Here is a 23,360-nt window from a genome sequence, read left to right on the forward strand (position 1 = left end):
GTTCAGCAATCTGGCTAATCGCGCAACTGCTGCGCCGCGATGTCTTCGAGCGACCGTCCACGCGTTGGCACGCCCAGCAGCACCACCGCCGCCGCACCGATCAGCAGCACGAACGTGGTTGCACCAAACACGCCGGGAAAGCCCAGCAACGGGTAGACGTACCCAACCAGGATAGGCGCAGCGATCGCGCCCAGCCGACCGATCGATGAAGCCAGACCCGTGCCGGTTGCACGGACATCGGTTGGGAAAACCTCGGGTGTGTAGGCATAGACACCCGCATACGTGCCGTTCATGAAGAACGACAGCAGCACGCCGGACGCCATGATGCCCGCGTCGCTGCGCGTGAGCGCAAGGCCGAGTGCCGAGACGCCTCCCAGCACCATGTACGATGCAATGGTCGCCTGCCTGCCGATTTTCTCGTTCAGCCACGCGCCCGAGAAATAGCCTGGTATCTGAGCGATATAGATCACGAGCGAGTAAGAAAAGCTGCGCGTGATCGTCATGCCGCTTTGCACGAGCAAGCTTGGAATCCACGTGAAGAATGCGTAGTAGCTGAAGGTGATCGAAAGCCACATGAGCCATGTCATGGTGGTGATGCGCGCGAGCTTGCGCGACCAGAGCGCCTTCACGTTCGCGAGCACCGAAGCACGTTCAGCCGCGATGGGAACCTCCGCTGCGGCCGCCGCGTCAGTTGCCGGCAGGGGTTCCAGTTTCACGCCCGCTGCCATCAACTCGGCTTCCGCTTTCGCGACGATTGCCTCGGCTTCCGCGTGCCGCCCGCGCGCGACCAGCCAGCGCGGCGATTCGGGCAACGCGCGCCGCCACCATAGCAACATCACGATCGGCAGGGCGGTGATCACCATCACCACACGCCACGCGTTCGGTGCCAGCGGGATCACAAAGTAACCGAGCAGCGCGGCCGCCACGAAGCCGAACGAGAAGAAGCCGGCGAGGCTGCCGGTGAATGCACCGCGATACCGCCGCGCAACGAACTCCGATAAAAACGGTGCAACGATCGCGCTTTCGGCGCCCGTACCGAGACCGGCAACAATGCGCGTCGCGAGAAAGAACGGCCAGTCGTGGGCAGTCGCGCTGGCAAGCGATGCAACGCAGTAAATCACGAGCGCGACCATCATCACGCGCCGCCGGCCGATCAGATCGCCGAGAATGCCTGCGAGCATCGCCCCGAGGAAATAGCCGATGAACGTGCCGCTACCGAGCACGCCCGTCTGCACGCTGGTCAGCGACCACTGCGTGCGCAGCACCGGCAGCAGGAACGCGAGCACGGCGGCGTCCATCGCGTCGAAGGTGTAGCCGAGACCGCCCATCAACAGCAGCCGTCGATGAAAGGATGAAAACGGCATGCGTTCGATACGGGCGGAAATCGTCGACATGGGTCATGCGCCTCACTGTCAGGAATGAGCGGATTCGGCTTGGGGCAGATGTGCTCGAGTTACGCGTGTTCGAGTTCGTCGAAATGGATGTGGCCGCCTTTCATCACGAAGGGAATGTGTTCGCCCTGACCGAGCAGGCAGTCGATGGATCGCAGCGGATTGCCATCCACAACCAGCACATCGGCGAACGCGCCCGGCACGAGGCGCCCGAGTTTGCCGGTCATGCCGAGCACGTCGGCGCCTATCACCGTTGCGCTTGCTATGGCTTCAGCGGGCGATAAAACCTCGGTGCGCAGCCGGAATTCATCGCTTTGCAATCGCTGCGCTTCACCCAGCAGATCCGTGCCGAAGCCCATGCGCACACCCGCGCGTTTCATGATCTCCAGGGACCTTAGGCCCGCTTCGTGTACGTCGGCCACCTTTGCAAGGCTCGCTTCAGGCAGGCCGTATTTGGCGCCCTCGCTGGCAAGTGCTTCGTAGGTCACGAGCGTGGGAACCACGAAAGCGTCGTGTTCCGCAACCAGTCGGGCGGTGGCGTCGTCGATGAGATTACCGTGCTCGATCGTGCGCACGCCGCAGCGCACCGCACGCGCGATGGCATCGGGCGTGTAGGCGTGCGCCAGCACGTAGGTCTGGCGGCCGCGCGCCTCGGCAACGATCGCGCGGATCTCGTCCTCGGAGTATCCCCATGCACCGACGGGGTCCGTCGGCGAGGCAACACCACCGGATGCCATGATCTTGATCTGGTCCGCGCCCATCTGGAGTTCTTCGCGGACGGCGCGTCGCACTTCGTCCACGCCGTCCGCTACCCGTGTGAGAGCACCAACGCGCACGCAGCATCCGCAGGGCGCATCCGGTGGCATGTAGTCGGTGCGCGTGCGCATGTCGCCATGACCGCCGGTCTGGCTCAGCGCGCGTCCGGAGACGAACATGCGTGGGCCTTCGGCCAGTCCTGCTTCCACTGCCTGCTTGAAGGGATAGCCTGCGCCGCCTGCGTCGCGGATGGTGGTGAACCCTCGCCGCAGCATCGCGCGCATCAACGGCACGGCGCGCAGCGTGACGAGCACGTTGGGCAGGGTGATCACGCGCGGGAGATTGAATTCGACCGCAATCACATGCACGTGGAGATCGATCAGGCCGGGCATCAACGTCTTGCCTTTCAAATCGATCACACGGGCACTGGCGGTTTTGATCGGGCGGTCGGAGACTTCCTTGATTTGACCGTCTTCGACCAAGACCTCGTGGCCGGGGATTAATTCTGGCTGCAACGGGTCCAGCAGCGCGCCGTTGCGAAACAACACCGACGTCATCGCGACTCTCCTTGGAAGGTTGAATCCGGGGCGCGGACTGCGCGAGTGGACGCGCTTGGCTTGGACCGCACGAGCAGCAAACTATACGCCGCGCTTGGGCGAGCGCGCCAGCGTGTCATTAATTGCATAAGGGAAAGCACCGCAAGACTGGTTTGGCTGCGCATGCACTATGTGCGTTGGTTCCCGCTGTTTTATGGCTTCGACAGGTTATCGCCGTGTGCGCGGGATCGATGTCAGGGACCGCTCACGAAGCGAGATTGGCGGACCACTGCGTAACTTCGGCGGCATTCAACGCCATCATGGTGCTTGCCGAGTCAGCGCTCGAACAAGGCTATGATTGTTTTCATAGATCCCGCCTACACGTTACCGGCCGATCCGGCCCATCGCTATCTTGACGGCGACAGCCAACGTTGCGGTGTTGCCGCCGTTTGACCGATCAACCCGAAGATGACGCCCGCGCGTTGCGTGGCGCTAAAAAAGGAGACCCTGCATGAGCAGCATGGATGTTGTACAGACAGAGCGTGCGAGCGAAATCGCCAAGCGTGTGGAAGAGTTCGTGCGCACGGTGGTGGTCCCATACGAACACGATCCGCGTTGCGGCAGTCACGGCCCGAGCGAGGAACTGGTGCGCGAACTGCGCGGCAAGGCGCGCGCGGCGGGCGTTCTTACGCCGCATATCCTGGCCGGAGGCGGCCATCTCACGCAACTCGAAACCGCAACCGTCCTGAAGCAGTCGGGCTTGTCGCCGCTTGGCCCGGTCGCCGTGAATACCGCCGCGCCGGACGAAGGCAACATGTACCTGATCGGCAAGATCGGTACCGCGGCGCAGAAGGCGCGGTTTCTCGCGCCGCTCGTAGCGGGCGATGCCCGCTCGGCATTCTTCATGACCGAACCCGCGTCGGACGGCGGAGCGGGCTCCGATCCTTCCATGCTCCAGACCACGGCCCGACGCCATGGCGAGCACTGGATCATCGACGGTACAAAGGCCTTCATTACCGGCGCTGAAGGGGCATCGGTCGGCATTGTGATGGCGCGCAGCAACACGGGCGAAGGTGGTGACGACAAAGTCAAGGCGACCATGTTTCTGGTCGACTTGCCGCATCCCGCCATTCATCTCGAGCGCATCCTCGACACGATCGACAGTTCAATGCCTGGCGGTCACGCGGTGGTGCGTATCAATGGTTTGCGAGTGCCGGACAACCAGGTGCTGGGCGAAGCGCACGAGGGATTCAAATATGCGCAGATCAGGCTGTCGCCCGCGCGGCTATCACATTGCATGCGCTGGCATGGCGCGACCACGCGCGCGCATGAGATCGCGACACACTACGCCTGCACGCGCCGCGCATTCGGGAAGTTGCTGATCGATCACGAAGGCGTGGGCTTCATGCTCGCGGAGAACGTGATCGATTTGCAGCAGGCGGAACTGATGATCGACTGGTGTGCGGCCGTACTCGATGGCGGCTCGCTAGGCACATCCGAAAGTTCGATGGCAAAGGTTGCCGTAGCCGACGCGCTGTTCCGCGTGGCCGACCGCTGTGTGCAGGTCATGGGCGGCACCGGCGTATCGCGCGATACGGTGGTCGAGCAAGTGTTCCGTGAGATTCGCGCGTTTCGTATCTACGACGGCCCCACGGAAGTACACAAGTGGTCGATCGCCAAGAAGATCAAACGCGACACGCTTTCAGGGCTCAATAGCGCTCAAGGCGGCTAGCAGGCGCCGCAAAAATGCGCTTGGGGTCCTTGTCGTCCGGAATGGGTACGCGTCTACGCGTGCTCTTCCCGGTGCCGTGGCGAGACGGCGCGGAGTACGTGTCCCACCAGTACCCAAGACGAACGTTCGCAATGCCAAGTAACAGCGAATAACCCGGACGCGTCATGCGTCCACCCGGGATCGCGGTGAACCCGGGCTTGAATCCTGGCGGAAGCCGTCTCGCTTCAGCCGTTTTGCGTGCTGCTTTTATAGCTTCCCGCGCTGGCGAATCCCTTGAGGATCAGCATCAGGTGGAAGTAGAGCCGTTTGCTGAGCCCATAGTTGTACGCGTACAAATGCGCGAGCGCTATGCTCAGGCCCTGCATGGGTTGATGGTTACGTGCATATACCGACACGACTATTGGCACGATTCGCTTGAGCGCCAGTTCACGCGCCGACTCAAGGCTGCTGTCAAGCTTTAGTGACTTAAGAAAGTCGTAGGCCAACACGGCCGCGGCGGTGGTCGAGCGCGCCGTGGTCTTGGACATCGAAACGTCGGTCTTCCGATAAAACGACACGTATTCCTTGAGGTAATACACCTTGCGCGCGGCAATGCAAATCTGCGCGCCGAACACGAATTCACAACCGATGCCGTATTGCTTCCTATAGCTGATTTTCTTGACCAGAGCCGCATTCGCGAGCCAGCCATTGTTCGGCATCATCTGAATCAGGCCGACGCGTCCGGGATTGTCTTGCAGGCCGACCACGGCGTCCGTGCGGTGATAATCCGTATTGAGCTGACGGCTCGCTTCCATATCGACCCGGCCGGTATCGTCCATCTGATATTGGTCGCCGAATGCGATTTCCAGGTCCGGGTGGAGGTTCCAGACGGACAGCAGGCGTTCTATACAGTCGGGTTTGAGCGCGTCGTCATCGTGAATCAGGATGATTTTATCGCCGGTGGCACGGTCGAAAAGGCTGGCAATATTATCCGCCTGCCCGAGCGGCGGTTCATTCTTGACGTAGGAGATGCGCGTTTCGTGCAAATACGTTGTATCCATCAGGTTACGCGTGCGGGTATCGCTGGAATCGTCACCAATGACTATTTCGATGTTCGCATGGGTTTGCGCAAGACACGAGGTAAGCGATTCGATCAGCAGTTCGGGCCGGTTGCACGTTGGCAGGCAAATCGAGATTTTGGTCTGTCGCATGATGTCTTCACCGTGGGCTGAATGGTTGGACCGACCGGGCGCATTCGGGCTAAACCAGGAATGGCGGCGTCGGACTATTGAAAGACTGCGTAAGAATGGGCGTTGCTGGTTTTATACGGTTGCGCATTTATTTCGTCAACGCGATTAAATCGCGCTAAAACCGACGCCGATTTATTTTTTATTTTTTACTCTGCGGACGCTTAATTTTCGCGACGATTCATCAGACAATAATGATCACGTGAATTTCTTCTAAATGCGCAAACGGGCGCTCGAATGATGGCATTCGAGCGCCCGTACCAAAGCAAACAGGGCTTATTCGCCTTCCAGGTTGTAACCGCTGAACCCCATGAGCGCGGACAAGCGCGCGGTCATCTCGCCGACCATCCTGCAGACCTCGTCGAACTCGGGATTGATTTTTTTATCAATGCGTTCGAGATACGGCACATTGACCGCCGCCACGGCGTCGCCGCTGCTCCCAATCACCGGGAATGCCACGTTGGTCACGCCGCGCATTTGCCGGCTGGGCACGATCTCATGTCCGGCCGCACGAATCTCGTCGAGCAACGCCAGCAAGGCCGCTGGTTCCACGTCGTTCTCGCCTTCCACGCGCGTATGCGCGGCAAGCATGCGCTCCCGCTCGGCCAGATCGCGGAAAGCGAGCAGCACGTGGCCCGACGAGGTGTCGGTCAGCCCCATCACCGCGCCGACTTTCAGCCCGAAGGACCATCGCTCGGGACTATCGACTTGCGCGATGACCGCTACGCGGCCGCTGTGATAGATCGACAAATGACACGACTGCCGCGTCACGTTCGCCAGATCGCGTAACAGCGGCAGCGCCATGGCGGTCAGCGATCGAATCGGCTGTTGCCGGTGCGCCATCTCGAACAGCTTGAGCGTTAGCGTATAGCGGTCGTTATGATCGCCTTGCACATACCCGCGGCGCTCGAGCGTCACGACCATGCGAAAGATTTCGCTCACGGTGCGGCCGAGTTTTACAGACAGTTCGTTGAGCGTGTAACCCTCGGCGGTGTCCACTAGCACGTCGAGAATATCGAGTCCTTTTTCGAGGGCAGGCGCGGCGTAGCGCGGGCTGTCGGTGTTCTCGCCGGACGCGTTCCGGGAAGGTTTCAGGACTGTATTCATGGCAATGGTGTTATCGAATGAGAACGCGTCGGCATCAAGCTGCGCGAGACCGTCAAAGCGCTTGATCGCGGTTGGCAATACGGGCGGGCAAGCCGAACAGGATTAACAATGCCGCGAGGATCAGGACCGTCGCGATAGCGTACAGACCGCCTGACGGTGCGCCGGTAATATCCACCACCTTGCCGACCAGATACGGGCTGATGATGCCGCCCAGATTGCCGATGGAGTTGATCAGCGCAATGCCGCCGGCGGCTGCCGTGCCGCCCAGGAACGCAGGCGGCAAGGTCCAGAACACCGGCAGGCAGCCGATCGCCCCCACGGCGGCAATTACGAGCGAGATCATGGCAAGCGTGGTGTCATGGGCGAAATACGCGCTCAGGATATAACCGATCCCGCCCACGCCGACCGCCAGCCCAAGATGCCAGCGGCGCTCGCCGTGCCGGTCCGAACTCCTGCCAAGCGCCACCATGCCGATGCCCGCTGCCGCATACGGAATCGCGGTCAGCAGACCGATGGTCATCGGACTGGTGATGCCGGTGTTCTTGATCAGTTGCGGCATCCAGAACGTCAGGCCATAGAGCCCCATCAGCATGAACAGATAGATCAGCGAGAGCAGCAGCGTGCCGGGCTGGCGCATCGCATCGATGAATTTATGCGACGTGCCGTGGTCCTCGCGATCCAGGTTGGCCTGCAAGACAGCCTTCTCTTCGGTGCTGAGCCACTTCGCGCTGGCAATGCGGTCATCGAGAATCGCGAGCACCAGCAAGCCGAGCAGGGCGGTCGGCAACCCTTCGAGCAGGAACAGCCACTGCCAGCCCGCCAATCCGCCCACACCTGCGAAGCGCGTCATGATGAAGCCCGACAAAGGGCCGCCGATCACACCCGAGATGGAGATCGACGTCATGAACAGCGCATTGATACGCGCTCGCCGCTTGGCGGGGAACCAGTACGTGAAGTACAGGATGATGCCCGGCAGAAACCCTGCTTCGGTTGCGCCAATCAAGAAGCGCAGCACGTAGAACCACTTTTCCGATGTCACGAACATCATCGCGGCCGAGGCGATGCCCCACGAGATCATGATGCGCGCGATCCAGACGCGCGCGCCTACACGGCTCAGGATCAGGTTGCTGGGAATCTCGAAGATGAAATAGCCCACGAAGAAGATGCTGGCGCCAAAACCATACGCAGCGTTCGAGAGGCCCAGGTCGCCCTGCATCTGCAGCTTGGCGAAGCTGATATTGACGCGATCGAAGTAGGCGAAGATGAAGCAGACGATCAGCAACGGCACGATCCGCCATACGGCCTTTCGATACGCGTTCTCTTCAAGCATAGCGGCAGCTTCCGGGCTCGTCGCTAATGGAATCGATCCTGACATGGGGTCTCCTCTGGTTTTTTATATTAATAAGCCATACGAATCAATTGCGGTTAATTCGACCAGCCGCCGTCGATCATGTGAATCGCGCCGGTGGTGAACCCTGATTCATCGGAGGCGAGGTAGGTCACCAGCGCTGCGACTTCTTCGGCGCGCCCAACCCGTCCAATAGGCTGACGCGCGACGAACGCGGCACGAACCTGCGCCTCGTCCAGATGAGACGCCGCAGCCTGACTCGCGATCCGTCCACGCAGCGACGGTGACTCGATCGTGCCGGGGCAAATTGCATTGCAACGAATGGCCTGGCCGACGAAATCGGCGGCAACTGACTTCGTCAAACCGATCACGGCCGCTTTGGATGCGCCATAAACGAAGCGGTTCGGCACGCCTTTCACGCTCGACGCCGCGGAGGCCATGTTGATGATCGATGCCCCCTTGCCTGCGTCGATCATGGCGGGGAGGAACGCGCGAATGGTCCGGTACATGGCTTTGACGTTCAGGTCGAAGCTGAAGTCCCAGTCTTTATCCGTGCACTTGAGGATGTTGCCGTCGTGGACATAGCCGGCGCAGTTGAACAGTGCGTCGAGCGGGCCCGTAGTGGCTGCGAACGCGTCGACATCGGCGGAATCCAGCACGTTCAGGCGCGCGGTGCGCAATGTGGAGCCAGCGCCTGCGTCGCGGGCGAGTTCGGCGAGGGCGCTTTCGTCGATATCGGTTGCCCAGACGTGGGCGCCTTCGGCGGCGAGCATGAGCGCGGAAGCCCGTCCAATGCCTTTGCCGGCAGCCGTCACCACAATGTTTTTGCCTTCGACACGCTTGACCATTGATGCTCCTTTTTCGGTGGTTGGTCCCGTCGATGCGGCTCCCCGAAAGGGTTCTCCGCATGGGTTTCGTGTCTAATTTTCACATATGAAAAGAATTTTTATAAGTGAAGGTAAACGCGGAGATGCGCTGAGAGGGGCGGCGGGAGGCGTTTCAGGAAGGATTTTTCGCCGGAGAGGGCCGACGGATTTGAAGTTCAGCCGATGCAAGCAAAGAGTGGCGCCGACGAAAACCACCGCGCGTGATACCGTTCCCCTTTTTCCAGCCAGGAGACGGCCATGCCGACCGGACGAGTAAAGTGGTTCAGCGATGCAAAGGGTTTTGGATTCATCACGCCGGACGACGGCAGCGAAGAGCTGTTCGCCCATTTCTCGGAGATCAAGACTGAAGGTTTCAAGTCATTGCTCGAGAACCAGAAAGTGAGTTTCGATATTGGCCAGGGCCCCAAGGGCAAGCAGGCGTCGAACATCCAGCCTGCCTGAGCTTCCTCAGGGCCCCGTTTGAGTCCGCCGGCCAGATGGACCTGGTCAGCGTCGAGCGAAGCGCCGCTTCATCCCACGTGCCGCTCCGGATGCCGCAGCCGCGAGTGATTGCGTCCATACGAGAAGTAGATGACGAGCCCAATCACCAGCCAGACGACGAGCCGCATCCATGTGACGAGCGGCAGGCCGGTCATCAGGAGCACGCAGAACAGGATGCCGAGAATGGGTACGATCGGCACTGCCGGGACACGAAACGGCCGGTTCGCACCGGAGTCGCTGCGCCGCAGATAGATCACCGCGCCGCATACCAGGACGAAGGCGAACAGGGTGCCAATACTCACCATCTCGCCCAGCACGCTGATCGGCGTGAATGCCGCGACGATAGCGACCACCAGCCCGATCATGGACTGGCTGAGGTGAGGCGTCTTGAGACGCGGATGAACCCGCGCGAACAATCCTGGCAGCAAGCCATCCTGCGACATCGTGAAGAAGATGCGGCTCTGTCCGTACAGCAACACGAGGATCACGGTCGTCAAACCGGTCAGTGCACCGATCTTGATGAGGATGGAGAACCAGGTGAGGCCAATCACGTCCACGCCCTTCGCAATCGGGTCGGGCACGTTCAGTTCGCCATAAGGCACGAGTCCGGTGAGCACCCCCGCCACCGCGATGTACAGGATCGTGCAGATCACGAGTGACCCGAGGATGCCAATCGGCATGTCGGTCTGAGGTTTTTTTGCTTCCTGGGCACAGGTCGACACCGCGTCAAATCCAATGAACGCAAAGAACACGACTGCGGAGCCGCGCAGGATTCCGCTCATGCCGAAGTTGCCGAACTCGCCAGTGTTCGCCGGGATAAACGGATGCCAGTTCGCGGGATGCACGAAGAACACGCCCAGCGCTAGAAATGCCACCACGACAAACAGCTTGACCGCGACCATGACGTTGTTGAGCCGCGCCGACTCCTTGGTTCCCATCACCAGCAAGAGCGTGAGGATCGCAACGATGAAGACGGCCGGCAGGTTGACGATTCCCGCCACAGACGTCCCGTCGGCAAGCTTCACCATGGTGCCGGGAGCCGCCGCCATCTGGGGTGGAAAAGAAATACCCACGTTATGCAGCAGGCTGACGATATAACCCGACCAACCGACCGCAACGGTGGACGCGCCCATGGCGTACTCGAGGATCAGGTCCCAGCCGATGATCCACGCAAACACCTCGCCCAGGGTGGCGTACGTGTACGTGTAACTGCTGCCGCAGACAGGCAGCATGGCCGCGAGTTCGGAATAACACAGGCCGACAAACGCGCACGCAATACCGCCTAGTATGAATGACAGGATGATGGCCGGTCCCGCGAACTGCGCGGCGGCCGTGCCTGTCAGCACGAAGATGCCGGCGCCGATGATGGCGCCAATGCCCATTGCCGTAATGCTGAGTGCGCCTAGGGTCTTCGCTAGCGGGCGCTCGCCGCCTTCAGCACTCTTGACGATATCCGCAACGGATTTACGCGCCATGTAACTCGTGTCAGCCATGATGTGTCGCCTCGGTCGTACGTTGGTGGGCACGAATTGAACGGGACGCAGCCCCGGCTCAACTTGCGGATCACTACGAAAACGCTTGATGCAAGACGACTCGCGACGACTCACTGCAATGAGTGAATGACGCTGACGGGATTAAGTCTATGCCGAATGAAATTTAATGGGAAGCTAAGCAATGTCCCTATCTTGCACCGGTGAGGGTGCAAGACAGGCGTGGCAGGTCTAATGCGATGGGCGGTTCGATCATCACGTGAGCACGCGATGGGTTTGCGGCAATGCAACGTTAAACGAGGCTCGCCGAGCCTCGTATTGAATCAGCATCAGTGCTTGCGGCGCTCACGTACTGCAGCAGCGAGCGTTTGCAGTACCGGTTCGGTTTGGGTCCACGCGAGGCATGCGTCGGTAATGGAGACGCCGCGACGCAGCGGCACCCCGGGCTTGAGATCTTGCCGGCCTTCATCCAGATGACTTTCGATCATCACGCCAATAATGCGTTGATCACCGCCGCTCAGTTGCCGCGCGATGTCCTCACCTACCTCGATCTGGCGCAGATGCGACTTGCCCGAATTCGCATGCGAGCAATCGATCATCACCTGTTCGCGAAGTCCCACGTCCTTGAGTGCGGCACAGGCGGCGGCGACCCCTTCGCTATCGTAGTTCGGCCCCTTCTTGCCGCCGCGCAGGATCACGTGTGCGTCCGCGTTGCCGCGGGTTTCGAAGATGGCAGCCATGCCCATCTTGGTCATGCCCATGAACGCATGGCTTGCCTGGGCCGCGACAATGGCGTCCGCTGCGATCTGCACGCCGCCGTCGGTGCCGTTCTTGAAACCGATCGGGCAACTTAAGCCCGAAGCCAGTTGCCGATGGCTCTGGCTCTCTGTCGTCCGTGCGCCAATCGCGCCCCACGCAATCAGGTCCGCAATGTACTGCGGGCTCAGCAAGTCGAGAAACTCGGTGCCCGTTGGCAAGCCGATACCGCTGATGTCGAGCAGCAACTGGCGTGCGCGGCGCAGGCCTTCGTTGATACGAAACGTGCCGTCGAGCAGCGGGTCGTTGATGTAACCCTTCCAGCCCACGGTGGTACGCGGTTTTTCGAAATATACGCGCATCACGATCAGCAGGTCGTCGCGCAGTTCGTCAGCGGTGGCCTTCAGCAGGTGCGCGTATTCAAGCGCCTGGTCATGGTCGTGGATCGAGCACGGTCCGACGACAATGACCAGCCGGTCGTCGCGGCCTTGAATAATGTCGGCTATTTCAACGCGGCTTTTTTCAACCAGCGTCTGCACCGCGAGCGGCACGGGCAGGTCGTCTTGCAGCAGCGCAGGCGATATCAGCGGACGGACGGCGCCGATGCGGACGTCGTCGATTCGGGTCGTATCTTGCGTCGAGTCGGCACGGCCAGCCTCCTGGTCGTGATAAGGGTTGTCAAGGCGGCTCATGGGATGGTTCTCCGGAAACAGGGTGACAGCCCATGATTATCGCATTTGGGCCGGTCAATGCAGGTGACCAGATAGAGCAAAATGAGCGACGAGATAGAAGCGGGTTTTGCTCGACCTGCAGCAGCCTGGTGAGCTGTGTTCACGACTCATTGCGTGATCAGCGACGTTCCGGCACAGATCTTCTCTATTGAAGTAATGCCAAAGCTTGTTTCGATAAAAACGACACGAGCACGTTTACCCTCAATTTAGTCATACTATTTTGAGTTTTTGATCGCCGTACTTATGCTGTGCTTATGTCGGTCAGTTGGTCAGTTGGTCAGGACCGAAGCTTATCTTTCATTGAACATGGACTATCGACATCTCCAGCATGGCAAAAGCATGCACGGGCGCATCGTGCAGGATCTCGGCATGGATATCGTCGGCGGCAAGGTAGCTCCCGGTGAACGGCTGCCCGCCGAAGTGCTGCTGTGCGAGACCTATGGCGTGAGCCGCCCGGTCCTGAGGGAGGCAACGCGTGTGCTTGTAGCAAAGGGACTGGTGGTGTCGAAGCCGCGGGTCGGCAGTGTCGTCAGGCCGCGCGCCGACTGGCACATGCTCGATCCCGACGTGCTCCACTGGACGCTCGCCAGCGTGCCCGAAGGCGAGTTCTTCCGGTCGCTGCTCACCGTGCGGCGCATCATTGAACCGGCTGCTGCGGCGCTCGCGGCGACAAGCGGGAGCTGCGAGGATCTTGCCCGGATCGAGGAGGCTTACACGCGCATGGAAGCGGCCTCGAGCGCGCCCGAATTACTCGAGCCCGACCTGGAGTTTCATCGCGCGATCATGGCGGCTACTCATAACGACATGCTGGCGTACATCGGCAATATGTTGTCGCTCGCGTTGTCCGAATCCATTCGCCTGACCAGCCGTCATCCCGATACTCACGCGCTCTCTTTGCCCCGGCACAAGGCGATTCTCACGGCCATTCAAAGCCGCGATCCGCTGGGCGCGCGGCAAGCGAGTCTGGTGCAACTCGAAAGCGCACGGGTGGATGCGGACAGCGTGCTTGAAGAGGGCGATATGCGACGCGCGTAGTCGTCGTTCAGTCTGCCATTGCTGAGTAATATAGTAAGACTATTTAACGGATCTGTGCGGGTTTACGCCGCTGCCTCTTGCTTTCAATGCGAAATATAGTGTGACTATTAGAAACCCATAAGAGGGCGTCCATCGAGGCCGTCCCTTCGCGTAGACGAGGAGACGGATGTGGCTGACAAGCTCGTATCTCCAGTTGGAGTAGCTGCCGGTACCGGTATGAATTTTCGCTGGACCGTGCTGATTTGGCTGGTGGCGGGCGGCATCATCAATTACATCGACCGCGCGAGTCTTTCCATTGCGGCGCCGGAAATGATTCGCGAACTTGGGCTTTCGCGCACGCAGATCGGCTTGCTCGGCACCGTGTTCGCGTGGACCTACGCGGTGATGCAATTGCCGGCAGGATGGGTGATCGACCGTTTTGGCGCGAAGAAGGCTTACGCCATTGCCATGATCTGGTGGAGCGTCGCGACCTATATGACGGGCGTGGTCGGATCGGTCAGCGCGCTGCTCGTGATGCGTGCGTTGCTGGCGGTCGGCGAAGCGCCGTGCTGGCCCACTTCGGCGAAGATCACAGCCGCGTGGTTCCCGATGAAGGAGCGCGGGTTTGCCACGGGCATTTGGGATTCGTCATCGAAATGGGGACCCGCGCTTGCGCCCGCTGTGCTGGTTGCGTTGATGGTCGCGTTTGGATGGCGCTCGCTCTTCCATGTAGCCGGGTTTGTCGGCATCGCGTTTGCCATCGTATTTTTGTTCCTTTATCGAAATCCCGAGCAGAGCAAGCGGCTTTCGAAGCAGGAGTTTGCTTATATAGAAGCGGGCGGCGGCGGCCGCGAGCGGTCGATCAGCAATTCGACGCACGAGTGGCGCGGGCTCTTCACGCACCGTAGCGTTTGGGGCATGATCCTTGGCTATTTTTGCGCGATCTGGTTGTGGAATCTGTTCCTCGTGTTCCTGCCGTTGTATTTGCTTGATCGCTTTCACATATCGTTCGTACAACTGGGCATCTACGCGAGCATTCCGTGGATCGGCGGTGCGGTGGGCGAGATCATCGTGGGGTATCTGACCAAGAAGATGGTCGATCGCGGCATGGCCACGCCTATCGATGCCAAGCGCATGTGGATCGTGATCTGCGCGATCGGTGCGGCGGCTTCTGCGGTAGCCATTCCTTTTGTTGATTCGCTTGGCGTCACCATCACGCTGATGACGCTGGGACTTGCGTTCCTTGCGGCGATTATTGGCGCTGCATGGGCGCTGGCGTCGGACGTTGCGCCCAAATCGATGGTCGCCTCCGTCAGCGCAATCCAGAATTTCGGCGGTTATTTTGGCGGCGCGTTCTCGCCGGTAGTGGCGGGATTTATCGTCGATAAAACCGGCTCGTATTCGATCGCGTTGATTTCAGGCGGGCTGATTGCGGGGTGTTCCGCACTGTTTTATTGGTTCATGGTGCGGCGGGTGGTGCCGGAGCGGGGAGTGGTTGTTTAACGACGCAGACGAACCTTCCGGTTGCCTGATGGCGGCCGCGTATGTTTCGCTTAGCGTCAGACGCTGAGCAATCTCTGGTTGAGGAGCTCTTCCAGATCCTGGGCTTGTCCGCAGACTACGTGGATAAATATCTGGTCGCCCGCAATTTCATAAATGATGCGTTGCTGATTGGTTAAGACTTGCCTGTATCGATCTGGATAGCCGAGTAGCTCTGGAGGACGCGAGCCCGATAAGGGGAAATCTTCAATCTGAGAAATTTTGTTCCTCAGCTGTGCCTTAATCTCGCTCCAAGTTCCCTTCGGTTTGTGTCAGGTGACGCAACCCCGCAGATCAGCCAAATCTCTTTTGGCCGAGGCGAGGATGATGAGATTCATTCCTTATCCTCTTCATCGGGGCTATCCAACTCGGCAAAGACGTCAGCGGCAGAGGAAAATTTACCCCCTGCAATCTCGTTTTGGCCTAATGCCAGGATGCAGAGCAGGGCATTTGTTTGCCGCTGTCGATCGAACGTACTGATGTCTTCCACTGCCAGTTTCGCTCCCTCATTTTGAGTAATGATCGGAGGCAGATGTGTTTTCATGGGTTCCGTCACAATCCTCGTCGCGTGACTCTTGAGATAACTGTTGGCTTTGTTATTGGAGAGCTTCATGTTGGATCTCAACGGTTTAGTATGAGTCTACATTTAGACTAAATTTGGTTTCATGTCGATTGGGCGTTCGCTGAACGTACTACCAGGCGAGCTGTTTTTTCCGTGAATAATTGATCATGATCATGCAACGGGGCGGCCCCAACGCAGGTTGGAACCGCCCTCGCTCCTGCTCAACTTGAGGTGCGCCGCAAGCGGGCGAGGCTTGATCAGGCACGCTGCAATGGCATAGAGGGGAGCCAACCTGATCCGCGGCGTGCCGGACTTTTCCTGATCACGAACGCCACGCCTCTCAGACAATCAAACCGCCGTCGCTTGCCCCGATCCAAGATCAGCGCCGGTGGTCGGATCCGAACTCTTGTCCGATGCCGTGCGCGCGGCCATGGCCTGCAACACATCCACGTCTTCCGCCGATACCCCCACGGTCGCCAGTCCATCTCCGCCATCCACGGCCGGTTGCGGATCTTCCACGAACTTCCAGTCGCCGCCTTCGTTCCACGGTCCGCGTACCGGCGGCTCGCTGCCTTGCGACATGTTGTAGTAGACGCTTGTAAATTCCGGCACACCCGGCAACTTGCCTTGCGGGAAATTCGGCTGGATGGAATGCAGCGCCTTCTCGAAGGACTTCTGATGCGCGATTTCACGCGTCATGAGGAAGCCGAGCGTTTCCTGAATGCCGGGGTCATCGGTGACATTGATCAGGCGCTCATACACGATCTTGGCGCGCGCTTCAGCCGCGATATTCGAGCGCAGATCGGCAGTCGGTTCGCCAATGGTGTCGATATACGCTGCCGACCACGGCACGCCGGCAGAATTCGTGAGTGCGGGACCGCCGCCGTAGAGAAGGGCGGTGGTGTGCGAGTCGTTGCCGCCGGAAGTCATCGACCGGTACAGCTCCGCTTCCTGCTCGACCGCTTCGGCTAGTTGTCCCTTCGCGCCTTTGTTTAGCATCGCAACGATTGAACCGATGATTTCCAGATGGCTCAGTTCCTCCGTGGCGATATCGAACAGCAGGTCCTTGCGGCCCGGATCGTCCTCCCCCACGGCTTGGGTGAAGTACCGACAGGCTGCGGCAAGCTCGCCCTGCGGACCGCCGAACTGCTCGAGCAGCAGGTTGGCGAGACCAGGATTGGGTGCGGCGACGCGGACGGTGTATTGCAGCCGTTTGTTATGGATGAACATGGGTAGTACTCCTTGGATCATTGATCGCTCGGCTTTTTTCACCCACGCGACAGACGTGCACAAGCACGCGAAATCATCGCGATGAAAAAACAGAACGAAGGTGGCGAATTGCTCCGAACAGCAACGCGTTGCAAAACCGCGTCGCACCCAACCCTGGGCGCCCGGGCCTCAGAGCGGCGAAATGCTCTGGCGTACAAGCGGCAATTTCGCCGCGAGATAAAAGGATTGCGACGACAACTTCAGCATGGGCCGTTCCTGATGTGTCTCGTCCGGATTTTCAACTTCTGCAGACCGCACTGAATCGGCAAAAAACCTTGACGCACTGCAAAAACCAGCCTATAACCATCTAATTGGATGGTTAAGGGATGGTTTAGATGATACAAAAGGTTGAGGTGCTTAGGCCGAAGGGCGGTGAGACGGAGAAGATCACGATCAACCTGGGTCCTGTGGACTTGGGGCAGATCGACCTGCTGGTGGAGGAGGGTTTTTACTCCAACCGCACGGATCTGATTCGCACGGCTATCCGGAATCAACTCGCGACACACTCTCAGGTCGTGAGCGAAACGGTGACGCGCCGCGCGCTGGTATTGGGTATGCAGCACTTTTCCAAGGCCGATCTTGAAGCGGCGCGCGCGGCCGGTGAACGGTTCGACATTCAGGTGCTGGGACTTGCGAGCATTGCTGCCGACGTGTCCGCCGAACTGGCGCTGGACACGATTGCATCGATCGTCGTGCTCGGCGCTTTTCATGCCTCGCCTGCGGTGAAGGCAGCGCTAGCTGGACGGATTGCTTAGGGATGCTTGTAGATAAAAATTGCGAAAAACAAAGGGAAAGATAATGAAAATCAACGAAGGATTTCTGCATTCGATGCAGGATGCAATGAAGCTGCTGCGCTCACGCGGTCCGAAGGAAGCGACGGCGGCGCTGCAGCGTGCGCTTGGGGCGCACGCTCAAACCACGCCTCAAACGAATCCGGATGCCCCGGCTGTCACGTATCCGGGCACCTTCACGACTCATACGTTCACCAATGCCGCCGGTCATCGGAGCTACAAGCTCTACGTGCCGAGGCACCACAGCGGCCGGCCGCTGCCGCTGGTGGTGATGCTGCATGGCTGCACGCAGGACGCCGACGACTTCGCCGCGGGCACGCAAATGAACGCGCTCGCGGAGCGGGAAGGATGCATCGTGGTGTATCCGGTTCAGCCGCAGGGGGCGAACGCATCGAAGTGCTGGAACTGGTTCAAGCCCGCCGATCAGCGACGTGACAGCGGCGAACCGGCTCTGATCGCAGGCATTACGCGAGAAGTGATGTCGAAGCACGCAGTTGACCCGGCGCGCGTATTCGTGGCCGGATTGTCGGCGGGCGGGGCGATGGCTGCCATCATGATCCAGGCGTATCCGGATCTGTATGCCGCGGCGTGTGTGCATTCAGGATTGGCAGTGGGGGCGGCCCATGATTTGCAATCGGCGCTGGCGGCCATGCGAGGTGGAAAGTCACCCGGCACTCCCCGCGCGGCGTTACCGAAGCGACCGCTGATTGTTTTTCATGGCGATGCCGACGCAACCGTGCATCCATCAAACGCGGCTGAGTTGTTGCGCGGTTTCGGCGCTCAGGCCGTCGTCTTCGACGAGACTTCTCAAGGAGAAGCGGGCAAGCGCAAGAGCACGGTGGAGCGGCTGAAATCAACGGACGGCGTTGATGCCGAGTTGTGGCGCATCCATGGCGCTCCGCACGCCTGGGCTGGAGGTAGCGCAAATGGTTCGTACACCGATTCAACAGGTCCGGATGCGAGCGCGGTCATGATGCGCTTTTTCCTCGATCATCCGTTGCAAAGTTGACCGGTAGCACCTTCGACAACATAGTGTCTACGGATTCAAGACGAAAGGGCCACGAATGGCCCTTTCGTTCATCGTTGCATCGTAAAACTCAAGCCGGCAGCGAAAAGCTCCCGATCGCTTCACGCAGCACATCGACCTGATCTTTCAACGAATGTGCCGCCGCCGCCGCTTCTTCCACCAGCGCAGCGTTCTGCTGGGTCACCTGATCCATTTCACCCACTGCACGGTTCACCTGTTCAATGCCCGCGCTCTGCTCGTTCGAAGCGTGGCTGATTTCATCGAGGATCTCGTTCACGCGGCGCACCGAACTCACGATTTCACCCATCGTCGCGCCGGCGTTCGACACCAGCGACGCGCCTTCCTTCACCGTCTCCGTCGATGTCCCGATCAGCGCCTTGATCTCCTTCGCTGCAGTCGCGGAGCGTTGTGCGAGGCTGCGAACTTCCGCCGCCACCACCGCAAACCCGCGGCCTTGCTCGCCGGCGCGCGCCGCTTCCACAGCCGCGTTCAGCGCCAGGATGTTGGTCTGGAACGCGATGCCGTCAATCACGCCGATGATGTCGCCAATCTGCTTCGAGCTTTCCGTAATGCGCGTCATGGTGTGAATGACCTTCTCGACCACGCCGCTGCCGCGCTGGGCTACATCGGCGGCTTCTCCGGCGAGCTTGGCGGCTTGCGTCGCGCTGTCGGCGTTCTGCTTCACGTTCGCCGTCATCTCGTCCATGCTCGACGCGGTCTGTACCAATGCGGCGGCCTGCTGCTCGGTGCGTTGCGACAGGTCGGTATTTCCCGCTGCAATCTCCGATGCCCCCACGTTGATGTTCTCGGTCCCGGTGCGCACCCGCGTGACGGTTTCGACCAGACCGCTTTGCATCTCGCTCAACGCGAACATCAGGCTATGTGAATCGCCGTCGGCAAGCGGTACGCGTGTGGTCAAGTCACCGCGCGCAATGCGCTGCGCCGCGCTCACAGCAATCGACGGATCGCCGCCGAGTTCACGCTTGATGCTGCGTAACACCAGCAGCATGACCAACGACGCGAGCACGCCGAGCACGGCCGTGATCGCAAACCAGCGCAATGCGCTCGCGTAGAACGCGGCGTCGATGTCGTCCGTGTACATGCCGGTCACGATGAACCAGTCCCATGGTACGAAGTGCTTCGCGAAACTCATCTTCGGCACGGGCGTATCGCTGCCTGGCTTTGACCACAAATAGTTGACGAAACCGCCATCGGGCGTCGAGCTGGCGGCGTTGACAATATTGACGAAGAGCTTGTTGCCCGCCGGGTCGGTGAAGTTCGCGAAGTTGTGTCCGTTCATCGCCGGCTTGATCGGATGCATGATCATCGTGGACTGCGAGTCGTTGACCGAGATGTAGCCATCCGTGCCGTAACGAATCGAAGAAAGCACTTCAAGGGCGCGTTTTTTCGCTTCGTCTTCGGAGATTGTCTTGTTCGCGGCGAGACTCTGGAAATGCGCCGTGGCGCTGATGCCTTCGGCAACCAGCGCCTTCAATTGTTCACGGCGATCGTCCATGGTCGACGAACGGCTTTGCCACGCCCCTATAAAACCGATCGCTATCAGTCCGAGCCATAGCACGGCGATCATCGATCCGAGCTTCTGATTCAATGTCATTTTCTTCATGTTTGCGCCGTCGCCTAATGTTGAACCGTTTGTTTGAATGTGCGGCGTCGGGCGTTGCCGAACGCTATGCCTGACATCTTTACGGCAAAGTGGTGGCGGAATGTAGGGGTGGGATAACCCGTAGACAGTCAGATGAGCACGCCGTGTATTTGTCAGATGATAAGAGTGTGCGACGCATATAGCCGCGTATCCGGTTGCACTGCCTGGCAGCGCAACCGGATACGTATCGTCTTAACCGAAAGTGGTCAGATCGTCGAATCAAAAACTGCTGCGGATTCCCACGCGTCCAACTGCCTGCTTCTGATTGCTTGAAGGATTGAAGCCGGCGATCTGGGCGACCTGTGCGTCGCCCGCAGCTTTCTGGAACACGCCCAGCACGTACACCGATGTCCGCTTCGACAACGCATATTCAGCGGTCAGGTTGAACTGGTTATATTTGGGCTGCGCGCCGGTCGCATGATCGCGGCCGGTGGTGTAGGTGTAACCCGCGCCGATGGTCACAGCGGGCGTCGGGTTGAACAGGCCCGACAACTCGTAGTTCTGGAACGTTGCATCATGTCCCGCGCTGCCTTGCTGGAAAATTGTATTCGTGAAATCGGCCAGCACGCGCAGCGATGCGAGCACCTGATATGAAGCCCCAACGCCCAGCACCTTCTGCGCACGGGCGGCGGCCAGGAAGTCGCCATAGACCGCGTTCGTGAAGCCTGGATAGTTCTGGTAACCCTGCGTCGAGGCACCCGGATCGTTGATGCGCAGATATCCCACGCCTGCGCTGACTGGTCCCGCGGCATAGGTCGCGCCCGCGCTGAACGTGGAGTTGTTCGAGAACTGCCCGGCGAGACCTCCCAGTGAATACAGTCCGCCGAAGGTGAAGCCGGCAAAGGTGGGGCTGCGATATTTGATGGCGTTCGAGATGGGGAAGCCGTTGTCGGTGTTATCCATGTCGTTCGGATGGGCAAAGTAATAACCGCCGATGTTGCCGTTGAGCGTATACGGCTCAACGAAATCCACGACTGAGTCCCATTGGCGGCCGAGCGTCACCGTACCCGCCTGTTCACTTTGAAGACCCACATAAGCGTTACGTGAGAATGCAAGACCGCTGCCGAGATTTCCCGAGTTGAGGTTGAAGCCGCTTTCGAGGCGGAAGATTGAGGAAAGGCCGCCGCCCAGGTCCTCAGTGCCGCGCACGCCCCAGCGACTGCCCGCGGTTACGCCGGATGCAAGCTGGACCAGATGACTGCCCTGCACGTTGCTCACTATATCGACACCGTCTTCCACAATTCCGTATAGCGTCACCGCGCTCTGGGCATGCGCCACGGAGGCAGTGACCATGATCGGGATGATCGCAGCAATTCTTTTAATCATAAAAACGCCCGGTTTAGAAGGTTAGGGGTGGATTGATTTAGAGGCCATACACTTAGTACAACAAAGGTAGAAAAGCGAGTGGATGGCGTGTCAAATTTTGTCTATTCGATATTTGAAGAACCATGTGATAAGATCGCCAAATTTTATTTTGGATAACTATGTATGTAGCTTTAAGAGAATTCCGAGTTTCCGCTTGACGTTCTTCTGTGAGCGTTCAAACGTGTTTCATCACCAGCCTTATCACCGGGCTGAAGGCGATAAACCCTGCGATCACTGTAAAACCCTGTTGCAGTCGCGGCGCACTCAGGCGTTTCGCGAACGCATGCCCAATCAGCACGCGCGCACGGTGCACCGCCCGCACCGGTCAGCGCGAGCGTCGCGCCAACACGAGCGCCGATCGCCGAGTGCGGTGCTTGTTCACGTGACGAATGTTAAGAGTGACGGCGCGCTCATGCTCACGGTTTCAGCGGCCCGGCGAGCCATTGACGAGCCATTCCCGGCCCTTCAGCATGCCGTTCCAGTAAAGCCACGGAAGGACGACCGTCTTCAGATGCCAGGCGAGGGCGCGCGGCACGGTCGGGTCGAGCGGGAAACTCGGCAGCAGCTTCCCGCCATAGCCGAATTCTGCCAGTACGACCTTGCCTTTCTCAACCGTCAGCGGACATGCGCCGTAGCCGTCGTAGCGCGCGGGTAGAGGCTGGCTCTCCCGCGCGGCCAGCAAGTTTTCCGCCACCACGACAATCTGCTTCCGAACCGCTGCGGCCGTTTTCGCATTGGGCGCTGAGCAGGCGTCGCCGAGCGCAAAGATATCCGGATAACGCGGATGCACGAGCGTGGCGTGATCGACTTCGCACCAGCCGGCTTTGTCGGCGAGCACGCTATTGCTTATCACGTCAGGGGGAAGCTGAGGCGGGACGACATGCAGCATGTCGAATGGCTTGTCGATACAAACTACGCTGCCGGCATTGTCCTTGATGCTGAATGAAGCGATCCGGCGATCGCCGTCCACACTCACCAGATTCGATCCGAACGCAAGCGAAGCGTGATAACGCTCGACATATTTCATCAACGACGGCACGAACGCAGCGACGCCAAAAAGCACATCGCCGGCAAGATTGAATTCGACGTCGATATGATCGAGCACGCCCTGCCTCAGCCAGTGATCGCAGGACAGGTACAGCGCTTTTTGTGGTGCGCCGGCGCATTTGATCGGCATGGCTGGCTGCGTAAAGAGCGCTTTGCCGCGCTTGAGCTCATTGACCAGTTTCCACGTGTACGGCGCAAGATCGAATCGATAATTCGACGTCACGCCGTTCTTGCCCAGTGTGTCTTCCAGACCTGCGATTTTTTCCCATGCGAGCCGCAAGCCGGGACAGACGATCAGGTGCCGATAACCGATGACTCGTCCATCATCGAGACGGACGAGATGGTGCTCGGGCTCAATGGCGGTCGCACTGGCTCTCAGCCAGTGTGCTTGTTCGGGCATCACGGACGACATCGGCCGCACGGTGTTGTCTATGTTGAAAGCACCGCCGCCGACCAGCGTCCATGCAGGCTGATAGAAATGCCGGTCACTTGGCTCGACGACCGCGATGCGAAGACCGGGCCGCCGGCGCAGCAAGCTCGCTGTCACGCCAATACCCGCAGCGCCGCCGCCAATGACCACCACGTCGAAGGTCTCTGTATTGCCTGAAAAAGCTGCATGCGTGCTCATCGAGGTACCCCTGCT

The 23,360-nt window shown here is 59.6% G+C and carries 20 protein-coding genes; 6 read left to right on the plus strand and 14 right to left on the minus strand.

Annotated elements, in window-relative coordinates:
* Positions 1–14: 14 nt before the first annotated feature.
* Both FH08_RS0139500 and FH08_RS0139505 read right to left on the minus strand, forming a co-directional pair.
* A complete protein-coding gene (locus tag FH08_RS0139500; protein WP_031363635.1) occupies positions 15–1,394 on the minus strand; it encodes an MFS transporter in 1,380 nt (459 codons plus the stop codon).
* A 59-nt stretch (positions 1,395–1,453) separates the two neighbouring features.
* Positions 1,454–2,704, minus strand: coding sequence for a metal-dependent hydrolase family protein (locus tag FH08_RS0139505; protein ID WP_031363636.1), 1,251 nt, complete (start codon positions 2,702–2,704; stop codon positions 1,454–1,456).
* A 499-nt stretch (positions 2,705–3,203) separates the two neighbouring features.
* Here FH08_RS0139505 and FH08_RS0139510 point away from each other — a divergent pair, with 499 nt between their 5' ends.
* The gene (locus tag FH08_RS0139510) at positions 3,204–4,415 is read left to right on the plus strand and encodes an acyl-CoA dehydrogenase family protein (RefSeq protein WP_031363637.1); all 1,212 of its coding nucleotides are present in this window, start codon (positions 3,204–3,206) and stop codon (positions 4,413–4,415) included.
* 224 nt (positions 4,416–4,639) lie between these two features.
* Here the strand turns inward: FH08_RS0139510 and FH08_RS0139515 are convergent, their stop codons facing one another.
* The 4 genes from FH08_RS0139515 to FH08_RS0139530 all read right to left on the minus strand — a co-directional run bounded on the left by FH08_RS0139515 (position 4,640) and on the right by FH08_RS0139530 (position 8,944).
* Positions 4,640–5,605, minus strand: a complete 966-nt coding sequence (locus FH08_RS0139515) for a glycosyltransferase family 2 protein (protein WP_051888892.1) — start codon at positions 5,603–5,605, stop codon at positions 4,640–4,642.
* Positions 5,606–5,917: 312 nt separating this feature from the next.
* Positions 5,918–6,748, minus strand: coding sequence for an IclR family transcriptional regulator (locus tag FH08_RS0139520; RefSeq protein WP_035568504.1), 831 nt, complete (start codon positions 6,746–6,748; stop codon positions 5,918–5,920).
* A gap of 52 nt (positions 6,749–6,800) precedes the next feature.
* Positions 6,801–8,123: an MFS transporter gene (locus FH08_RS0139525; RefSeq protein WP_031363640.1), complete on the minus strand. Its 1,323-nt coding sequence runs from the start codon at positions 8,121–8,123 to the stop codon at positions 6,801–6,803.
* Between the two features lie 50 nt (positions 8,124–8,173).
* The gene (locus FH08_RS0139530) at positions 8,174–8,944 is read right to left on the minus strand and encodes an SDR family oxidoreductase (RefSeq protein ID WP_031363641.1); all 771 of its coding nucleotides are present in this window, start codon (positions 8,942–8,944) and stop codon (positions 8,174–8,176) included.
* 276 nt (positions 8,945–9,220) lie between these two features.
* Here FH08_RS0139530 and FH08_RS0139535 point away from each other — a divergent pair, with 276 nt between their 5' ends.
* On the plus strand, positions 9,221–9,424 hold the full coding sequence (locus FH08_RS0139535; protein WP_031363642.1) for a cold-shock protein: 204 nt from the start codon (positions 9,221–9,223) through the stop codon (positions 9,422–9,424).
* Between the two features lie 68 nt (positions 9,425–9,492).
* Here the strand turns inward: FH08_RS0139535 and FH08_RS0139540 are convergent, their stop codons facing one another.
* Both FH08_RS0139540 and FH08_RS0139545 read right to left on the minus strand, forming a co-directional pair.
* A complete protein-coding gene (locus FH08_RS0139540; protein WP_031363643.1) occupies positions 9,493–10,956 on the minus strand; it encodes an amino acid permease in 1,464 nt (487 codons plus the stop codon).
* Between the two features lie 326 nt (positions 10,957–11,282).
* Positions 11,283–12,401, minus strand: a complete 1,119-nt coding sequence (locus FH08_RS0139545; protein WP_031363644.1) for a 3-deoxy-7-phosphoheptulonate synthase — start codon at positions 12,399–12,401, stop codon at positions 11,283–11,285.
* Between the two features lie 345 nt (positions 12,402–12,746).
* Between FH08_RS0139545 and FH08_RS0139550 the strand changes: the two genes are divergently transcribed.
* Together FH08_RS0139550 and FH08_RS0139555 are read left to right on the plus strand one after the other, a co-directional pair.
* Positions 12,747–13,475 carry a FadR/GntR family transcriptional regulator gene (locus tag FH08_RS0139550; protein ID WP_031363645.1) on the plus strand — a complete coding sequence of 243 codons (729 nt, stop codon included), beginning with the start codon at positions 12,747–12,749 and terminating at the stop codon, positions 13,473–13,475.
* A gap of 168 nt (positions 13,476–13,643) precedes the next feature.
* Positions 13,644–14,957 (plus strand): MFS transporter, encoded by a 1,314-nt coding sequence (locus FH08_RS0139555; RefSeq protein ID WP_235210647.1) that lies wholly within the window; start codon positions 13,644–13,646, stop codon positions 14,955–14,957.
* A gap of 56 nt (positions 14,958–15,013) precedes the next feature.
* Here FH08_RS0139555 and FH08_RS54530 read toward each other — a convergent pair whose 3' ends face one another.
* The 3 genes from FH08_RS54530 to FH08_RS0139570 form a co-directional block, all read right to left on the minus strand.
* Positions 15,014–15,238 carry a type II toxin-antitoxin system RelE/ParE family toxin gene (locus tag FH08_RS54530; protein WP_152603043.1) on the minus strand — a complete coding sequence of 75 codons (225 nt, stop codon included), beginning with the start codon at positions 15,236–15,238 and terminating at the stop codon, positions 15,014–15,016.
* A gap of 89 nt (positions 15,239–15,327) precedes the next feature.
* The gene (locus tag FH08_RS0139565) at positions 15,328–15,606 is read right to left on the minus strand and encodes a hypothetical protein (RefSeq protein ID WP_031363647.1); all 279 of its coding nucleotides are present in this window, start codon (positions 15,604–15,606) and stop codon (positions 15,328–15,330) included.
* A gap of 297 nt (positions 15,607–15,903) precedes the next feature.
* A complete protein-coding gene (locus tag FH08_RS0139570; RefSeq protein ID WP_031363648.1) occupies positions 15,904–16,785 on the minus strand; it encodes a manganese catalase family protein in 882 nt (293 codons plus the stop codon).
* 374 nt (positions 16,786–17,159) lie between these two features.
* Between FH08_RS0139570 and FH08_RS0139575 the strand changes: the two genes are divergently transcribed.
* Positions 17,160–17,579, plus strand: coding sequence for a CopG family transcriptional regulator (locus tag FH08_RS0139575; protein WP_031363649.1), 420 nt, complete (start codon positions 17,160–17,162; stop codon positions 17,577–17,579).
* 43 nt (positions 17,580–17,622) lie between these two features.
* Positions 17,623–18,624 (plus strand): alpha/beta hydrolase family esterase, encoded by a 1,002-nt coding sequence (locus tag FH08_RS0139580; RefSeq protein ID WP_031363650.1) that lies wholly within the window; start codon positions 17,623–17,625, stop codon positions 18,622–18,624.
* An 88-nt stretch (positions 18,625–18,712) separates the two neighbouring features.
* Here FH08_RS0139580 and FH08_RS0139585 read toward each other — a convergent pair whose 3' ends face one another.
* The 3 genes from FH08_RS0139585 to FH08_RS0139600 form a co-directional block, all read right to left on the minus strand.
* Positions 18,713–20,257 (minus strand): methyl-accepting chemotaxis protein, encoded by a 1,545-nt coding sequence (locus FH08_RS0139585; protein WP_031363651.1) that lies wholly within the window; start codon positions 20,255–20,257, stop codon positions 18,713–18,715.
* Between the two features lie 267 nt (positions 20,258–20,524).
* Positions 20,525–21,631 (minus strand): porin, encoded by a 1,107-nt coding sequence (locus tag FH08_RS0139590; RefSeq protein ID WP_035568445.1) that lies wholly within the window; start codon positions 21,629–21,631, stop codon positions 20,525–20,527.
* Positions 21,632–22,094: 463 nt separating this feature from the next.
* Positions 22,095–23,345, minus strand: a complete 1,251-nt coding sequence (locus FH08_RS0139600; protein ID WP_031363653.1) for an NAD(P)/FAD-dependent oxidoreductase — start codon at positions 23,343–23,345, stop codon at positions 22,095–22,097.
* Positions 23,346–23,360: the final 15 nt, after the last annotated feature.

The sequence above is a fragment of the Caballeronia sordidicola genome (assembly GCF_000729995.1).
Classification (GTDB): domain Bacteria; phylum Pseudomonadota; class Gammaproteobacteria; order Burkholderiales; family Burkholderiaceae; genus Caballeronia; species Caballeronia sordidicola_A.

Coding starts and splice junctions, on each gene's coding strand:
- FH08_RS0139525 (WP_031363640.1), bottom strand. CDS start 8,123: ATGTCAGGATCGATTCCATTAGCGACGAGCCCGGAAGCTGCCGCTATG.
- FH08_RS0139505 (WP_031363636.1), bottom strand. CDS start 2,704: ATGACGTCGGTGTTGTTTCGCAACGGCGCGCTGCTGGACCCGTTGCAG.
- FH08_RS0139585 (WP_031363651.1), bottom strand. CDS start 20,257: ATGACATTGAATCAGAAGCTCGGATCGATGATCGCCGTGCTATGGCTC.
- FH08_RS0139515 (WP_051888892.1), bottom strand. CDS start 5,605: ATGCGACAGACCAAAATCTCGATTTGCCTGCCAACGTGCAACCGGCCC.
- FH08_RS0139565 (WP_031363647.1), bottom strand. CDS start 15,606: ATGAAGCTCTCCAATAACAAAGCCAACAGTTATCTCAAGAGTCACGCG.
- FH08_RS0139500 (WP_031363635.1), bottom strand. CDS start 1,394: ATGTCGACGATTTCCGCCCGTATCGAACGCATGCCGTTTTCATCCTTT.
- FH08_RS0139580 (WP_031363650.1), top strand. CDS start 17,623: ATGAAAATCAACGAAGGATTTCTGCATTCGATGCAGGATGCAATGAAG.
- FH08_RS0139535 (WP_031363642.1), top strand. CDS start 9,221: ATGCCGACCGGACGAGTAAAGTGGTTCAGCGATGCAAAGGGTTTTGGA.
- FH08_RS0139540 (WP_031363643.1), bottom strand. CDS start 10,956: ATGGCTGACACGAGTTACATGGCGCGTAAATCCGTTGCGGATATCGTC.
- FH08_RS0139550 (WP_031363645.1), top strand. CDS start 12,747: ATGGACTATCGACATCTCCAGCATGGCAAAAGCATGCACGGGCGCATC.
- FH08_RS0139520 (WP_035568504.1), bottom strand. CDS start 6,748: ATGAATACAGTCCTGAAACCTTCCCGGAACGCGTCCGGCGAGAACACC.
- FH08_RS0139575 (WP_031363649.1), top strand. CDS start 17,160: ATGATACAAAAGGTTGAGGTGCTTAGGCCGAAGGGCGGTGAGACGGAG.
- FH08_RS0139510 (WP_031363637.1), top strand. CDS start 3,204: ATGGATGTTGTACAGACAGAGCGTGCGAGCGAAATCGCCAAGCGTGTG.
- FH08_RS0139570 (WP_031363648.1), bottom strand. CDS start 16,785: ATGTTCATCCATAACAAACGGCTGCAATACACCGTCCGCGTCGCCGCA.
- FH08_RS0139600 (WP_031363653.1), bottom strand. CDS start 23,345: ATGAGCACGCATGCAGCTTTTTCAGGCAATACAGAGACCTTCGACGTG.
- FH08_RS0139530 (WP_031363641.1), bottom strand. CDS start 8,944: ATGGTCAAGCGTGTCGAAGGCAAAAACATTGTGGTGACGGCTGCCGGC.
- FH08_RS0139545 (WP_031363644.1), bottom strand. CDS start 12,401: ATGAGCCGCCTTGACAACCCTTATCACGACCAGGAGGCTGGCCGTGCC.
- FH08_RS0139590 (WP_035568445.1), bottom strand. CDS start 21,631: ATGATTAAAAGAATTGCTGCGATCATCCCGATCATGGTCACTGCCTCC.